The 16,795-nt window shown below is 67.5% G+C and carries 7 protein-coding genes; 3 read left to right on the top strand and 4 right to left on the bottom strand.

Annotation, left to right across the window (positions count from 1 at the left end):
- The first annotated feature begins 6 nt into the window (after window positions 1–6).
- The gene (locus tag SOM61_RS00950; protein WP_320472335.1) at window positions 7–1,404 is read left to right on the top strand and encodes an FGGY-family carbohydrate kinase; all 1,398 of its coding nucleotides are present in this window, start codon (window positions 7–9) and stop codon (window positions 1,402–1,404) included.
- Between the two features lie 331 nt (window positions 1,405–1,735).
- Here the strand turns inward: SOM61_RS00950 and SOM61_RS00955 are convergent, their stop codons facing one another.
- The 4 genes from SOM61_RS00955 to SOM61_RS00970 form a co-directional block, all read right to left on the bottom strand.
- Window positions 1,736–5,542, bottom strand: coding sequence for a beta-galactosidase (locus SOM61_RS00955; protein WP_320472336.1), 3,807 nt, complete (start codon window positions 5,540–5,542; stop codon window positions 1,736–1,738).
- A gap of 46 nt (window positions 5,543–5,588) precedes the next feature.
- On the bottom strand, window positions 5,589–6,620 hold the full coding sequence (locus SOM61_RS00960) for a glycoside hydrolase family 43 protein (RefSeq protein ID WP_320472337.1): 1,032 nt from the start codon (window positions 6,618–6,620) through the stop codon (window positions 5,589–5,591).
- Between the two features lie 69 nt (window positions 6,621–6,689).
- Window positions 6,690–9,854, bottom strand: a complete 3,165-nt coding sequence (locus tag SOM61_RS00965) for a TonB-dependent receptor (RefSeq protein WP_320472338.1) — start codon at window positions 9,852–9,854, stop codon at window positions 6,690–6,692.
- 197 nt (window positions 9,855–10,051) lie between these two features.
- Window positions 10,052–13,000, bottom strand: a complete 2,949-nt coding sequence (locus tag SOM61_RS00970) for a glycoside hydrolase family 2 protein (protein ID WP_320472339.1) — start codon at window positions 12,998–13,000, stop codon at window positions 10,052–10,054.
- A 186-nt stretch (window positions 13,001–13,186) separates the two neighbouring features.
- Here SOM61_RS00970 and SOM61_RS00975 point away from each other — a divergent pair, with 186 nt between their 5' ends.
- Window positions 13,187–13,996, top strand: a complete 810-nt coding sequence (locus SOM61_RS00975) for an NAD-dependent epimerase/dehydratase family protein (protein WP_320472340.1) — start codon at window positions 13,187–13,189, stop codon at window positions 13,994–13,996.
- Between the two features lie 7 nt (window positions 13,997–14,003).
- A complete protein-coding gene (locus tag SOM61_RS00980; protein ID WP_320472341.1) occupies window positions 14,004–16,772 on the top strand; it encodes a glycosyl hydrolase 115 family protein in 2,769 nt (922 codons plus the stop codon).
- The last annotated feature ends 23 nt before the right edge of the window (window positions 16,773–16,795 follow it).

The following is a 16,795-nucleotide window of genomic DNA, read 5'->3' on the forward strand; positions in this document are numbered from 1 at the left end:
GATCCCATGCAAGCGACCCCGGACGACGCCCTGATCGTACTCGACATCGGCAAGACCAACGTCAAGCTGGCCCTGGTCGATGCCGCCGGACGGCTGCTGGCCGAACGGCGCCGGCCCAATGCGATCCTGCACGACGGCCCTTATCCGCACCACGATACGGAAGGCATCTGGGACTGGATGCTGGCGACCTGCCGCGCCTTCGCCGGCCAGGCGCGGGTGACGGCGATCGTGCCCGTCACCCACGGCGCCACCGCCGCCCTGGTCGACGACGACGGCCTGGTGCTGCCGGTGCTCGACTACGAGGCGGCGCTGCCGGGGCTCGACTACGCCGCGCTGCGGCCGGCCTATGCGCAGACCTACTCTCCACTGCTACCGGTGGGCCTGAACCTGGGGCGTCAGCTGGCCTGGCTGCAGCAACAGCACCCCGAATCCTTCGCGCGGGCGCGCCACATCCTGACGTACCCGCAGTACTGGGCCTGGCGCCTGTGCGGCGTCGCCGCTGGCGAAGCCACATCGCTCGGCTGCCACACCGATATGTGGGACCCGGTGCGCCAGGACTATTCGTCGCTGGTGACGCGCATGGGCTGGGAAGCCCAGCTGCCGCCGCTGGCCCCGGCCTGGTCCGCGCTCGGCGTGCTGCGTACCGAGGTGGCGCAAGCCACCGGGCTGGCGCCCACCTGCGAAGTCCTGTGCGGCATCCATGACAGCAATGCATCGCTGCTGCGACACCTGGGCAGCGATGGGGCCTGCGCGCCGCGCACCGTGCTTTCGACCGGCACCTGGCTGATCGCGGCCGCCTTCGGCGCCAGCCTGGACGGCCTGCGCGAGGATGCCGACATGCTGGCCAATACCAACGCACTCGGCCAGCCGGTAGCCTGCATGCGCTTCATGGGCGGCCGCGAATTCGGCGCACTGGCCGGCGACCAGCCAGCCACCTGCTCGTTCGAACAACTCGAACAGCTGATCGCGCGCGGCACGATTGCGCTCCCCTGTTTCGCCGACGGCGGCGGCCCGTTCGCAGGCCGGCAAGGCCAAATCAACGGACCGCCGCCGCTCGACGTCGGCGAACGCTTCGCACTCGCCACACTGTACTGCGTGCTGATGACCGACTACTGCCTCGACGCGCTCGGCGCCCGCGGCCCGATCACCGTCGAAGGCGCCTTCACCGCCAACCCCTGGTTCGGCCCCCTGCTGGCCAGCCTGCGCCCCCACCAGGCGCTGGCCTATTCCGACGATGCCAGCGGCACCACCTGCGGCGGCTGGCTCCTGCGCTACCGCAACGCCACCCCAACCACCCAACACCACCCCAAGCCCCCCCGCACCGTCACCGGCCTCTCCGCCTACCGCACCGCCTGGCGCACCGCCCTCTCCACACCCACCCCGCAACTATCCCACGCTCAATAACCCAACAATTTGGGTCAGAGTAGAATTATTGACCAATTGATTTACTGAAGTTGTCAAACAATTCGACTCCGACCCTATTTGTTTGGGCGCCACCCCACGTCTCTTATCGGGCAAACTTCGAGGTCGACGGCCAGCACCTTCTGTGACGACAACATAAATGCGCCAACGTCATTAATCGACACGTCGCGAGTCTCCAATGAGGGTCAGAGTCAAATTTCCGAGCAATTGCCCACCAAATTAATAGGGTCAGTGTCGAATTATTGGCCAATTGATTTACTGAAGTTGGCAAACAATTCGACACTGACCCTATTTATTGGTTGGATAAGGATCGCTATTTTTGGGGCGGCTCGTCCTGGCCTGTCATGATTTCGAGGGGGACGCCGCCGCGGGTGGTGCGCAGGGGGAGGAGCTTGATGGGCTCCAGGGCGTTTTCGGGGCGGCCGTCGGTGGTTACTGCTAGCGCTACCGTGTTTTCGCCGTTCGGGTTCAGGATGCCTGGAGGGATGACGAAGGTGCGTTGGGGGCCGATGTGGGCGATGAATTGGCCCATATTCCAGCCGTTGACGAAGATTAGCGCGCGGTTGTCGCGCTCGGAGCGCGGCTTGGCGGTGTCGCCGAAGGCCAGGGCCAGCTGGACGTCGTGGTCGCGCGGCAGGTCGAGCTTGAATTGCGTGCGCAGCCAGTAGGTGCCGGCAGCTGGCGGGGCGTCGGTCTGACGCGTCGACTGCCAACCCTGGGACGGGGACGATGGCAGGTGCCAGCCGGCGCGCTCGCCATACAGGCCACCGTTGTTCATCGGGCCGCGCACGCGGTCGACCAGTTCCTCGCCGCCCTGGCGGCCCTGGATGCGCCAGGCGATCGGCGTGCCGAAGCGCTGGCCCCCGCGGCTCGTCAGCGAGGCCGAGATCAGGCCGCGCGCCTCGCGATGGAAGTCGTCCGCCATCAGGTTCCAGTTATGGCCATTGTTGCGCACCATGACCGCGATCACGTGTTCGCCCGGCGTGAGCTTGCCCAGGTCGAGCTTGACGCTGTCGGTCGTCTCCGGGAACGAACGGCCGGTGTCCAGCTCGTGCTGGCCGACGAAGCGGCCGTCGATCCATACCTGGATCATGCCGGCGCCGCCAGCCCCGTAGAACAGCTCGAGCTGGTTGGCTTTCGGGTCGCTGCTGGTGAAGCGCCCACGATACCAGACGTCGCCGTGGTGGAAGCCGTAGTCGCTCATCGCCAGGGTCGGCTGGCCGCGTTCCGGCATGGTCCAGGTCTGGGCCGCCGACGGACGCCGGTCCGCCTGTACCCAGGCGCTGTCGTCGAAACGCGGTGCTGCTTCCAGGCTGTCCATGCGACGGGTCCAGGCCAGGCGCGCCAGTTCCGGCACGCGCACCGCATCCGGCCCCTTCAGGCCATTTGCACGCACACTGCCGTCCGGCTGGCGCGTGAGCACCAGCGGTTGGCCGTTGAAGCTGGCCGTCTCGAACGCCGGCCCCCAGATCTCGATGGCGCCATCCTGGTCGGCGTCGCCCGTCATGGCGAGTGCACCGCCGGCGAGCCGCGCCGAACGCACCAGCGCCGGCGTCAGTTGCAAGGCGCGCCCGGCCCCGGTGTCCTGGGTCCAGAAGCGCATGCTGGTCTGCTCGTCCGCCAGCAGGAGGAGCATAGGAGCACGCCCGCCACCCGAGATGCGGACCCGCGCCAGGCCCTCGTGCACGTAGTTCAGCACCAGGTCGCCCTTGGCGGCGTCCCAGCGCGACTGCACCCGGCCCGCCAGCACCTCGACCTTTGGCGCGCCGGCATAGCGCAGCACGGTCTCGCCCTCCAGGCCATCGCGCCCGTGCAGCAACGCGATGTCGCGCTCGCCGTCGCGCAGGTGCGTCTGCAGCTCGGAAGTCGAGTACACCAGGCGCTGGCGTTCCATGTCGTACGACGCCAGCAGCATGCGCGCATCCTGGCTGCGCAGCAGCGACGCGATCGTGTAATCGCCGTCGCGCGTGGCCAGCCTGACGCTGAAGCGCTCTTCTCCCTTGCCGTCGGTGGGGTTGTGGGCCGCGAACACCACATGGGTGCCCAGGCGCTTGTTGACGTTGTGGTAGATCTTGACCTTGCCGTCCGCCGGCGCCAGCGGCGGCCCCTTGTCCATCTCGGCCAGCACCGCTTCGGCGGCCTGCACGAACATGCCCTGCTGCTTGAGCGCGTAGGCCTTGGGACGCAGGCCGCGGTCTTCCGAGATCGCCGCGCCGTAGTCGTACGAAGTATAGACCACCGGGCCGGCCAGCCAGCCCCACGACGTGCCGCCGAACGTCATGTAGACGTTGTGGATCGTGATCCGGTTGATCAGATTGGTGCCATAGAACACCCGCTGGTAGCCCTTGCCCTGGCGCTCGGCGGTGCAGGCGTAAGTGCCGTTCGAGCCCCAGTAGTCGAACCAGCCGCCGCCCAGTTCCGCCGCGAAGCCCGGCGTGGCGGGAGAAGACAGCGCTCCCGCGCGCGGGCCCGGCGCGCCGTAGATGCCCCAGTCGGGCGCCTTGTTGGCGCCCGCGGGACTGGCGTGCACGTCGCAGCTGCCGCCCGGGTAGCCGTCGAAGGCGTAGATGTCGGTCGGGCCGGGATTCGCCCATGCCGCGCTAGAATCCTTTGGCGTCCAGTCGGGCAGGCGACCGGCGGAATTATGGAAGAATGGCACCGTGATGCCGTCGCGACGCGCCTTGCGCGCCAGGTGCTCCATCTGGCGCACGTGCTTGGGCTCCACCTTGCCCAGTTCATTCTCGAGCTGGTAGGCGATCACGTTGCCGCCGCCGTCGGTCACCTGATGGCGCGCGATGATCGCATTCACCTGGGTCATCCACTCGTCCACCGCCGCCAGGTACACCGGGTCGTCGGTACGCGCTTCGCCGCGGTTGCGGAACATCCAGCCGGGATAGCCGCCGCCGGTCAGTTCCGAATTGATGTAAGGGCCGGTACGCGCGATGATGTACATGCCCTCCTCTTTGGCGATCTGCAGCGCGCGCTCGACGTTGCGGATGCCCGAGAAATCGTAGACGCCAGGCGCCGGCGAGTGGTAGCCCCAGTCGAAATAGAATGCCACGCCGTTGAAGCCCAGCGCTTTCATCTTTTGCATCACGTCGCGCCACAGGGCCGGATTCGGCAGGCGGAACGGGTGGATCTCGCCCGACCACACCACCACCCGCTTGTCGTCGATCTTGAGCGAGTACTGGTCCCAGCTCACCTTGCGCGGCGGTCCTTTGGTAGCGGACACGCCGGCCAGCGCCTTGCCATCGACAGCCAGCGCGCCGAATCCTGACGCCATCGCGGCAGTGCCGGTCAGGCGCCGCCGTTCGCTCCACGTGCGGCCCCCATCGAGGCTGTCGGCATGCCATGCGCGTTGGACGGCATCGCTGCCATACAGGCGCAAGGCCGGGCCATGACGCACCAGGGCCGCCGCCGTCACGCCGGCGCCGAGTTTGTCGAGGGTGGCGTCGATCTTCCACGGACCGGCCAGGGCGCCGGCGCGCGCCAGCACCAGCCGACCGCCCTGCTGGCGCGCCACCGCCACATAGCCTTCGCCGTCAAGCAACACGGCCGCGTCAAGGTGGCGGGACAATCCTCCCAGCGGCCGTGGCTCCGACCAGTTGTCCAATTGCGCCTCCGGGGCGACCATGTGCATGCCCCCGGCGCTCGCGAACACGAGCCTGAGCGTACCATCGCGCTCGTGCACCCAGCCTGGCTTGCCGACCTGGCCGGCGCCGCCCAGCGGGATGTCGCGCACGAATTCCCATTGCCGCAGATCCGACGAGCGGGCCAGGCCGATGCCGCCGGCACCGTTCGCGTACGCCAGGTAATAGCGACCATCGGCGTGCTGCGCCAGCGCCGGATCGCGCAGGGCGCCGGATGGCGGCGTCCAGGTCTCGGAAGCCAGTGAGGTGAAATCGGCGCCGTCGCTCGAGACCAGGATGCTCAGGGCGTTGGCCGCGCCGGCCGTCAGCGCCGGCATCAGGACGACCTGGCCGGCACTGGCGCCGGCCCGGGCGGCATCACGCGCCGCCTGCATGCCCGAACCCTGGGGAATGCCGAGTTCCTGGGCCGATACCAGTCCAGCCGTGCACAGGACGGCGCAGGCCGCCGCCATCGATTGATACCACTTCATACCGCACTCCTTTGCTGCAAATCGTCGTCCAGAACATCAACGTTCTTCATTGATTCCCTACCTCTCTATCGGCGACCGGTTCACCGAAGTCCGGCATGCCGTCGGCGCGCCAGCTGATCGCCTGCGCACGCGTGTGCCGGTTCGGATCGCGCAGCGGCTCGCCCACGATGTCGCGGTAGTTGCGCGCATGGTAGACAAGAATATCGGTCTTGCCGTCCGGGCTGGTGGTAAAGCTGTTGTGGCCCGGTCCATACTGGCCAGTCTTCTCGCTGCTGCGAAACACCGGTTGCGGCGACTTGGTCCACGACGCCGGGTCGAGCAGGTCGGCGTCCTCCTTCGCCCACAGCAGGCCGAGCGCGTAGTTGGCGTCGGTGGCGCTGGCCGAATACGTCATCAGGACGCGGCCGTTCCTGACAAGCACCGCCGGTGCTTCATTGACCCAATGTCCGATCTTTTCCCAGGCGTGTTCAGGGCGCGTCAGCAGCACGGCCGGCTGGCGTATCGCCAGAGGACCGTCCATCTTCGCCAGGTAGATATTGGTGCCCTTGCTGCCATCGGGCGCGACCTGCGTCCATGAGAGGTAGCGCTGGCCGCGGTGCGCAAAGGTGGTGGCGTCCAGGGCAAAGCTCTCCCAGCCAGTCTTGAGCTGGTCGCGCTCGATCCACTCGCCCTCGAACGGATTCTCCGCGCTGTTCTCCAGCACGTAGAGCCGGATCTCCCACACCTTGTCGGCGCGGCCGGCACTGAAGTATAGATACCACTTGCCGTCGATGCGGTGCAGCTCGGGCGCCCAGATATGGGCCCCCATCTCGCCGCTGGCGTGCTTTTTCCAGACCACCTTGGCCTCGGCCTTGCCGAGTTGGTCCAGGCTGCGCGCGCGGCGCAGTTCGAGACGGTCATACTCGGGCACAGTGGCCGTGAAATAGTACCAGCCGTCAGGATGCAGGGTGACGTGGGGATCGGCGCGCTCGCGCACCAGCGGGTTGGCGAAAACAGCATCATCATCAAATGCGGGCGGCGCCTGGCAGCCCGCCAGCGCCAGCAGCATGCACAGTACCGGCAGTGCAATGGGTTTCATGGAGTCCTCTCAAGCGAAAAAGCCAGCCGCCCTATAAAAGGCGGCTGGCTGCAGACATCGGGAGCGAAATCAGATCTTGACGCCCAGAGTCAGGAAGTAGCGGCGTCCCGACCAGGCCAGTTCGTTGATCCGGAACGGGTCGCCCGCATCGCTGCGCTGCACTTCGTCGGTCAGGTTCTTGCCTTCCAGCGCGAGCGACACACGGTCGTTGAAGCGCCACTGGATCTTCGCGTCCAGGAAGCCGGTCTTTTCCTGGAACACCGGGTTGCCGGAGACGTCGTTGGCGCCGGTGAAGAAGCGGTCGCGGTAGGTATAGGCCAGGCGCGCGTTGACCGGCCCCTGGTCATACCACAGCGAGAGGTTGTAGGCGCTCTTCGACATGCCTGGATACGGCAGCACGGTGTCGTCGAGCAGGTTCAGGCGCTCCTTGCCCGCTGCGTACTTGTAGTCCATGCGGGTGTAGTTGGCATCGACGCCGAAGCCGCTCAGCCAGCCCGGCAGGAAGGTCAGCGCGGTACGGCCGGCCAGCTCGATGCCCTTGGTGGTGGCGCCCTCGCCGTTGACGGCCTGGGTGACGTTGAAGCGCTGGCCATTCTTGAAGATGTCGACGTCGCGGGTGAGCACGCGTTCGATCACATAGCTCGAGATGTCCTTCTCGAACACGGCCAGCGACAGCTGGCTGTCCGGGGTCGGGTAGTACTCGAGGCTGAAATCGCTGTTGGTCGAGCGGTAGGGCTTCAGGTCCGGATTGCCGGCGGTGCAGGTATCGACGCCTTCGCCGCCGAACTGTGGATTGCCGCTGCCCAGGACGCAGGTGGCGTTCGGCGCCAGCAGGTCCATGCGCGGACGCGCCATCGCCTTGGCCCAGCCGACGCGGGCGAGGAACTTGTTGTCGATGAACCAGAAGGCGCCGTTGAAGCTCGGCAGCCAGTCGTGGTAGGTGTTGTCGACCGTGACGACCCCATTGCTCATGACGACGTCGGTGTAGGTCGCGGAGCCGGGCGAGGTTGCGGTACGCACCGAGTAGCGCTGCAGGCCCGAGGACTTGTTGTCGGTGCGGGTGTAGCGCATGCCGATATTGCCGTCGACCTCATAGCCGAACAACTGGGTGGCCCAGTCCAGGCGCAGATAGGTGGCGGCGATCTTTTCTTCCACGCCGAACGCCGGAATCTGCGCATAGGTGTTGCCGTCGCTGCCAGGCGAGTTATACAGGTAGTCGTGGTTGAAGGCCGAGGTGTCGAAGTACGGCGCCGCGTTCGCAAACACCGGCGACATCCAGCCCGACGGCATCCCCTTGACGTCCCCGAGGCCGCCGAAGAACGTGCCGGGCGAGCGGCCACTGACGGCGTTGATCAGCGCCGCCATCTGCGCCGCATTGATGTAGCTGGTCGAGTAGCCCGAGTTGATGAAGGACTGGGCGTCGTTCGGACGCTGCGCGCCGCCGGTATAGAACGGATCGTAGATGGCGGTCTGGTTGACGTTGGCGCCGCGTACATTGATGTCGTCTGCCGTCGAGCTCAGATTGGCGCCATTGCTGGCGAGGTAGCCGCCACCGTTGTACTGCGTCGATTCGGCCTTACGGGCCTGGGCGCCAAACGACACCCTGGTGAAGAACGGCGTGGTGAGGCGATAGCGCAGGTCGATCTTGGCCTGGTCTTCCTGGTTCTTGGTCTCGCTCGGGCGGTACTGGAGCTGGGCCTGGACGTAGGAACTCGGGTCGTCCGGGCTGTAGCCGGCCGGGAAGGTAAAGCGCGGCAGGCCCTGGTCGTCCAGGGTCACCTTCAGTCCCGGCGCATTCTGGGTCAGCGCGATATTGTTGCTGTCGCTGTCGTACATCGAGCGCGAGGTGCCGAACAGGCCTTCCATCTCGAGCCGGTCGCGCTTGTACAGGAAGCCCGAGGTGGTGTAGCGCGAATCGATGTCGAGCTGGAAGTCGCGCGCCGAGGTACCAAAGGCGCCCTGCCCGCCGCGGCCTGCCGCGTACAGGCAGTTGCCGACGGTGTAGGACGTCACGTGGTGGTTCGTGATCACCATATCGTCCGGCGTCGTGGCCGCCGGGGTGCAAGTGCCGACGGTGGTCGGCACACCGGTGGCCGGGTTGTAGACCGGCGCCTGGCCGGCGTTCGCCAGGCGATTCGCATCCGGGAAGTCGGTGCCGAAGTTGCGGTCGTTCAGGCGCTGGCGCTGGGTATTGGCCTGGTAGCTTACCCAGGCGTTGAAGTTCTTGCTGAATTCGTACTGCGCGGTGACCTCGCCCGACGAGCGCTTGTGGTCACGGGTCCAGATGCCGTAGCGCGCAATGCCCGGCGAGTAGTCGAACCACTGGCGGCGGCACGCATCCGCCTGGGCGGTGGTCAGGCCCGAAGTCGCGCAACTGGCAGCGTCGCCGATCCCGGCCAGGCGCGGATCGGTGCTGACCACGGTCTTCTCGGGCGACCTGTCCCAGTCCTGGATGAAGCGCCATGACGTGTTGCGCGCGTAGTCGTTGCGGGTGTGTACCTCGTCGTAGACGAAGTTGGCCATCAGTCCCAGCTTGCCGTTCAGGTATTTGTCGGCCATGTACAGGTTGCCGCGCGGTTGCACGCCGCCGCGCGAGGTCGAGTGCTCGGCCGCGATGCTGGTGCCGATGGTCGGCTCCTGGAAGTCGAGCGGCTTGCGGGTCTTGATCGACACCGAGCCGCCGACGCCGCCTTCGGTCATGTCGGCGGTGATGCCTTTATAGACGTCGATCGATCCGATCAGCTCCGACGCCAGTTCGCGCAACTCGGCGCCGCGACCAGCGCCGCCGCCGGTGCCCAGCACCGACATGCCGTTGATCTCGATGCGGTTCAGGTCAGGCTCGACGCCGCGGATCGAGATCTGCGAGCCTTCGCCGAAATCCCGCGACAGCTGCACGCCGGTCACGCGCGACAAGGCTTCGCCCACATTCTTGTCGGGGAACTGGCCGATGTCCTCGGCCACGATCGAATCGGATACGGTGCTGGCGCGCAGCTTGCGGTCGATGGCCGAGGCCACCGAGCGGCGCGTGCCGGCGATGTGGACGATTGCGGGCGCGGTCGCGGCATCGCTGATGGTGGCCGGCGCTGCGTTGGCCGAAGGTGCGGTGGCAGGTGCGGTCTGGGCGGCTTCCTGCGCCAGCGCGCCGTGCGCGGCAAGGATGGCGATCGCTGCGGCTACTGCGTGCGCGCAGCGGGTCGGGTGAAGCACTTGCGTGCGTGTCGTTGCATGGTTCATCGGTTGTCGTCTCCAAGGGCTCTGTTTTAGATGTACTGCTTGGCCTTGAAAACATTCTATGTGCGTACAGTTGTCTGATTCCATATGGCATTGAAAGAATCATGCACCTGATCGAAAGGGGCACATCCAAGCGGGAATCGCTCAAGCGATTGAGCGATTCCGGGGATGTTCGTGGTGCGCAAGCCGCACTGCCCGCATCAAGGCAGCTCGTAGAACTCGGCCTCGACGATCGACAACTGCGAGCGCGCGACCTGCTGCGCGCCCGTGTCGGCATTGGCCTGGTTGGCCACTTCGAGCGTGCGGATCGCACCCGCGTCATCGGCCTGCCCGTCGAGCGCGATCCTCACTTCGCTGCCGTGGCGCGGGGCCAGCGGCAAGGTGACGTAGCCGAGGTTCTTCGGTGTCGTGCCCCGGTACACCTCGGCGCCGTCGACGAACACGCGCAGCGGATAGCTGCGCTCGCGCCAGCCGGTCAGCTTCAGGACCAGTTCGCGCAGCAGCGCCGGCCGCGCCAGGCGATACGTGATCTCGGCCGGCGCACCGGGTTCGTTGGCCCAGCTCGTGGTCTCGTCATCGTCGACCGACAGTGCGGCGCGCTCGCCGTTGCTGGCCGCCGTGCTGCCTGCCACCGGCACCGCGATGCGCGATGGTGCGAACGATGGCGTCGACGGCGTAGGGCCGCGGGCGAGACGCAGCGGCGGCGGTGGCGGCAGCGGCGCCAGCCCGCCATTGACCGCGACCGGTGTCGATGCCAGCGCGAGTTCGGCCGGCGCCAGGCCATCGGCGCGGGCCCGCAGCATGATCTTGCCAGCCTGGGTCGTGCTGCGCACAAGCGCGCGGTTCACGCCTCCTTCCAGCGGAAGTGTGCGCGCCAGCACGTGGTTGCCAGGCCCCTGCGCAATCCCGCCGCGCCACTCGGCCGGCCCTGCCAGCTCGAAGTGCACGGTATCGAGCGCCACCGGATTGCGCCGTCCGGCGGCATCGACCGCCTCCACCTGCACCAGGGCCAGGTCGGCGCCGTCGGCGCGCAAGCCGTGCGGGGACGGGATCGCCGACAGGCGCAAGGCGACCGCCGGCCCGGCGGTCATGAGCACCGCCTCGCATAACTGGCGCCCGTGCGCGTCGACACCCACCGCTTTCAGTTCGCCCGCCTCGAATGCCACCGCATCGAAGGTAAAGGTGAAGCGGTCGCTCTGGCGCGCGGGGCCGAGATCGCGGCCATTGACCGTCAGCCTGACCTGCTCGGCGCTGGAGATCACGTGCACCGCCTTGACCGTCCCCGGCGCGTAGTTCCAGTGCCCGACGATATGGGCGCGCGGGCGCTCGACGTCGACCCAGCCGTCCCACATCACCTGGTGCGCGAAGAACGCGTCCTTCGGGATACGCATCGCGTCCACCTCGCCGCTGCGGCGGTAGTCCTCGGCGCCGCGGTGGTGGGTATTACTGTCTGAGAAAATGATATTGACGCCGCCGCTCGAGACGCGCGTGCCGGTGCCGGGGCGCTCGCGCCAGTAATCGTGCCAGCGGCGCACCGCCTCGAGTGCGAAGCTGTCGCCGTTGCGGTTGTAGGTGGCCGCGCTCTGTCCCTTGTGGAGTGGGCAATCGCCGTCCTTGTGGAACGGCGGCGAGAAATCGTCCCAGAACTTGCGCGCGCCCTCGTCGCGCATGTATTCCATGGCCCACATCGGATTGCGCGCGCTCTTGTTAATGTACAGCATCTCGCCGCCGTACTCGGCGACCGCTTGCAGCGCGCCGCCCAGCATCTCGCGGCTGCCGGCGGCGCGTCCGCCATGCGGATCGTAGCGGTCGCGCAGCGCCCGCATCTCGGCCATGTGGGCCGCGCTCACGCCCTTGTTGCCGGCTTCGTAGAACAGGATGCTGGGGTTGTTGCGAAAATAGACGATCGCATCGCGCATCGCCTCCACGCGCTGGCCCCAGCGCCGGTCGTCGACGTCGCGCTCGGAGTCGCCAGCCGGCATGGCCTGGATCAGGCCGACGCGGTCGAGGGATTCCACGTCCTGGCGCCAGGGCGCCACGTGCATCCAGCGTATCAGGTTGGCGTTGCCCTCCACCGCCAGGCCGTTGCTGTAGTCGCTCAGCCAGGGCGGCACCGACAGGCCCACCGCCGGCCACTCGTTCGAGGTGCGCTGGGCATAGCCCTTCATCTGTAACACGCGGTCGTTCAGCTTGACCATGCCGTCGCCGAACCCGGTCTTGCGAAAGCCGGTGCGCGTGACGACGCTGTCGAGCGCCTTGCCGTCGACCTTGAGGGTAGTGACCACGTCATACAGGTAGCCGTAGCCCCAGCTCCAGAAATGCAGCCCATCGACCTTCGCACCGGCGCGCGCGGTCACGGTGGCGCCGGCGGCGACGGTCTGCGGCGCGGCCGCGAAACGGGCGACCGCCTTGCCGTCCTTGTCGCGCACTTCCACTTCATAAGTAAAGCTGCGCACCTGGTGTGACCCATTATGCACCTCGGATTCGGCAGTCACCGTCGCGCTGCGCCCCGGGATGTCGAAGTCGCGCGCATAAACATAGACGCCGGTGGTGCCCAGGTTCGAGAACAGGGGCAGCGTCTGGTACAGCGATTCGGTGACGTGCAGGCGCACGTTCTTGGGCAGGCCGCCATAGTTGGCGTTGAAGTTGCGGTCGGCCCACTGATAGCGCTGGCCCGTGGACTGCTCGCGGTAGTCCCAGCGATTGTCAGTACGCACCGCCACCACGTTCTCACCCGCGACCAGAGCGGCGCCGATGTCGAAGCCGAAGGCCGTCACCCCATTCTCGTGCAGGCCGATGTGGCGGCCGTTGACGAACACCTCAGCCGCCTGGCGCGCGCCCTCGAACTCGATGAATACCTTCTGCCCGGGCGCGCGGTCCTCGATGGTGAAGCGCTTGCGGTACCAGGCGATCCCGGCCGAGTGGTCGACGATGTCCCTGGCATAGGCCTCGTCTTCGTTCCACGCGCGCGGCAAGGTCACCGGCTTCCAGGCGGCGTCGTCGAAACCCGGCCGGTGGGCGCCGGCAGGGTCGCCGACCATCAACTTCCATTCGGGGTTGAAATCGTATTGGGCCCGGGCGGCCCAGGCAGGCGTGGCTGCCGATGCAGCGGCCAACAGGGCAGCCAGGGCCAGTGCGGTGCGATCCATGTATGTCTCCATCCGGCTGATGTATTAGTGCGCCAGCGCCGGTATTGTTCAGCATCCGGCGCCTCGTGTGGCGCCTGGCCGCCAATCACTCAACATCGTGACCGATCGCATCATCTGGATTGACGAGCGCGCCGAATCATCCGGTAATGACGCTCTTGACGTGTTTCATTTACCAGCATCGACATCATGAGCAAACCATTCAAACGCATCCTCCTCACCGGCGCAGGCGGCAACCTGGGCCGCCGCCTGCGTGAGCGCCTGCACGACTTCGCCGACATCGTGCGCCTGGCCGACGTGGCCGATATCGGCCCCGCCAGCCCGAACGAGGAAGTGGTGCAGTGCGACCTGGCCGACCGCGCGCAGGTGATGCGCATGTGCGAGGGCGTCGACGCGGTGCTGCACTTCGGCGGCGTGTCGACCGAGGTCGAGTTCGCGCCCATCATGCAGGCCAATATCCTGGGCATGGTCAACCTCTATGAAGCGGTACACAAGCTGGGCATCCGGCGCGTGGTGTTCGCCAGCAGCAACCACACGATGGGCATGTACGAAACAAGCCAGCGTGTGGACGCCGGCATGCTGCCGCGCGCCGACGGCTACTATGGCCTGTCGAAAGTCTGGGGCGAGAACCTGTCGCGTTATTACTGGGACCGCTTCGGGGTAGAGACTGTCTGCATCCGCATCGGCTACTGCTTCCCCGAGCCGGTCACCCACCGCCAGATGGTCACCTGGCTCGGTCTGGACGACCTGGTCGAACTGCTGCGGCGCGCGCTGGTGACGCCGCGCGTCGGCCATACCATTGCCTTCGGCGTGTCCGACAACCCGGGGCGCTGGTGGGACGACCGCGAGGCGCGCCACCTGGCGTTCCAGGCCAGGGACAGCTCGGCGCGGTTCACAGTGGACGGCGGCCAGCCGTTCGCCTATCCGCCAGAGGACGACCTGAGCACCTTCCTGCAGGGTGGCGCGTTCGTGACCACCGGCCCGAAGTACCCGCAATAAGGCCTCGATGAAGATTCTCGGCCTGCTCGCCCTCGGCGCACTGCTGGCCAGCGGCGCCGCCCATGCCCGTCCATTCGCGCTGGACCGCGACGGCGCCCTGCCCATGCTCGTCACCGACGGAAGTGCTACCACCCGCCTGGCCGCCGACCTGCTGGGCCGCGACCTGGAAGCGCTGACCGGCATTGCCGGCCGGCGCGTGGAACGCCTTGTCGACTGCCCGCAGCGCTGCATCGTGATCGGCAGCGCCGACACCGCGCTGGTGCGCGAGGTCGCCGGCGCCATCGGCGCCGACCTGGCGCCGCTGGCCGGGCAGCGCGAGCGCTACGTCCGCTCCATGGGCCGCGCCGACGGACGCGAGGTGCTGCTGATCGCCGGCGCCGACCGGCGCGGCGCCGTGTACGGCGTGGTCGACGCCTCGCGCGAACTGGGCATCTCGCCCTGGGAGTGGTGGGCCGACGTCAGGCCGGCGCGCAAGACAGGGCTCACGCTCGACGGTGCGCAGCGCCTGTCCCCCGCGCCCTCGGTGACCTGGCGCGGGATCTTCATCAACGACGAAGACTGGGGCTTGCAGCCCTGGGCCGCCAAGACCCACGATCCCGTGAAGGACATCGGCCCGCGCACCTATGCCCGAGTGTTCGAGCTGATGTGGCGCCTGAAGGCCAACCTGCTGTGGCCCGCGATGCATGACAGCACCAAGGCGTTCTACACGATCCCGGGCAACGCCCAGGCGGCCGACGATCATGCGATCGTGATCGGTACCTCGCACGCCGAGCCGATGATGCGCAATAACGTCGGCGAATGGCAGACCTCCTTCGGTGAATTCAACTGGTTCACCAACCGCGACGCGCTGCTGGGATACTGGCAGCAGCGCGTGGACGAGGTCAAGGGCTTCGAGAACGTCTACACCCTGGGCCTGCGCGGTGTGCACGACTCGGCCATGGAAGGCGCGAGCGGGCCGGATCAGGCCCGCGCCACGGTGGAAGAGGTCATCACGGCGCAGCGCGCGATACTGGCGCGCAGCGTCGGCCAGAGCCCCGAGCGCATCCCGCAAGCCTTCACGATGTACAAGGAAGTGCTGGACTACTACAACCGCGGCCTGCGGGTGCCGGACGACATCACCCTGGTCTGGCCCGAGGATAACTACGGCTACCTGAACCAGCTCGGCACGGCGCGCGAACGCGAGCGCAGCGGCGGCAACGGCATCTATTACCACGTGTCGTACTGGGGCCGCCCGCACGACTACCTGTGGCTCGGCACCACCCACCCGGCGCTGATCCGCGACCAGCTCCAGCGCGCCTGGGCCACCGGCGCGCATCGCCTGTGGATGCTGAACGTGGGCGACATCAAGCCCAACGAATACCTGGCCGAGTACTTCCTCGACGCCGCCTTTGACGCCGGGGTGCTGGGCCAGGATCCGGCGCGCCACCTGGCCGCATGGGCTGGACGACAGTTCGGCGCCGCCCACGGCGAAGAGATCGCGGCGATCAAGCTCGAATACTATCGCCTCGCATGGGAGCGGCGCCCGGAATTCATGGGCTGGAGCCAGACCGAACCCACGCGCCCGGTGCGCACCACCGAATACATCCGCACCGGTGGCGAGGAGGCCGAGCGGCGCCTGGCGGCCTACCACGCACTGGTGCGGCGCGCCGAAGCGCTCCAAGCCCGGCTGCCGGCGCAGCTGCGCGACGCTTACTTCCAGCTGGTGCTGTACCCGGTGCGCTCCAGCGCCAGCCTCAATGAGCGCATCCTGAAGCTCGACCTGGCGGCGGAATACGCGCGCCAGCAGCGACCCTCGTCGAACCTGTACGTGCGCCAGGCGCGGCAGGCGCATGCCGCCATCGCGGCCGATGCCGCCGCCTACAACGCCCTGGCGAACGGCAAATGGGCCCATTTCATGGACGTCGCGCCGCGCCGGCTGCCGGTATTCGCCGAACCGGTCTATCCAGCCTATGACAGGTCCACGCGGCGCGGCTGCGGCCTGGTCTACCCGGCGCCGCACTCGGTCGAGGCCAGCCAGCTGGTGGTGCCGGCCGGGCGCAAGGTCAGCCGCACGCTGACCCTGGTCAGCCATGGCGGCCAGGACGCCGCCTGGTCGGTCGCTCCCGGGGCGCGCGGTGTGCGCCTGGACCTTGCGTCGGGCCGGCTCGACGCGTCCAATGGCCACGAGCAGCGCCTGGTCCTGCATGTCGATGGGAGCGCGGCTCCCGCGCTTACCCTGCGTTGCGGCGCGCAGGCACTGAAGGTAAACCTGCAGGCGCAAGCCGCCGACGCTGCCCTGCCGGGCGAGCGCGAACGCATCGTCGTGCTGCCGGCGGCCAGCGCCACGGCATCGCCCGACTGGGAAGCCCTGCCCGGCCTGGGTACGTCCGGCAAGGCCATGCGCGCACGCCTGGACCTTCCTTCGCGCGGCCCGGAGGCGCTCGCAGGCGTGGCGCCCCTCGAGTACCGCTTCCAGACCCGCAGCGAGGGCGGCGCCATGCTGCGCATGGTCGCCGTGCCCGTACATGCACTGACGGCCGAAAACCGCCTGCGCATCGCCGTGCAACTGGACGATGGGCCGCTCGAGACTTTCGACTACACGACAGTCGGCCGCAGCGACGAATGGAAGCGCAATGTGCTGGGCAATATGGCGGTGCGCAGCAGTGCGCGGGCGCGGCTCGATCCGGGGGTGCACACCTTGCGCATCCATGCGCTCGATCCGGGCGTGGTGCTGGACCGCATCGACGTCGTGATGGATGGGGCGCCGGAATACTATGGCCTGCCGCCGGCCGACTGACGTGGCGCGGGAGTTGGACAACA

Source organism: Massilia sp. CFBP9012 (assembly GCF_034045115.1).
Taxonomy (GTDB): domain Bacteria; phylum Pseudomonadota; class Gammaproteobacteria; order Burkholderiales; family Burkholderiaceae_D; genus Telluria.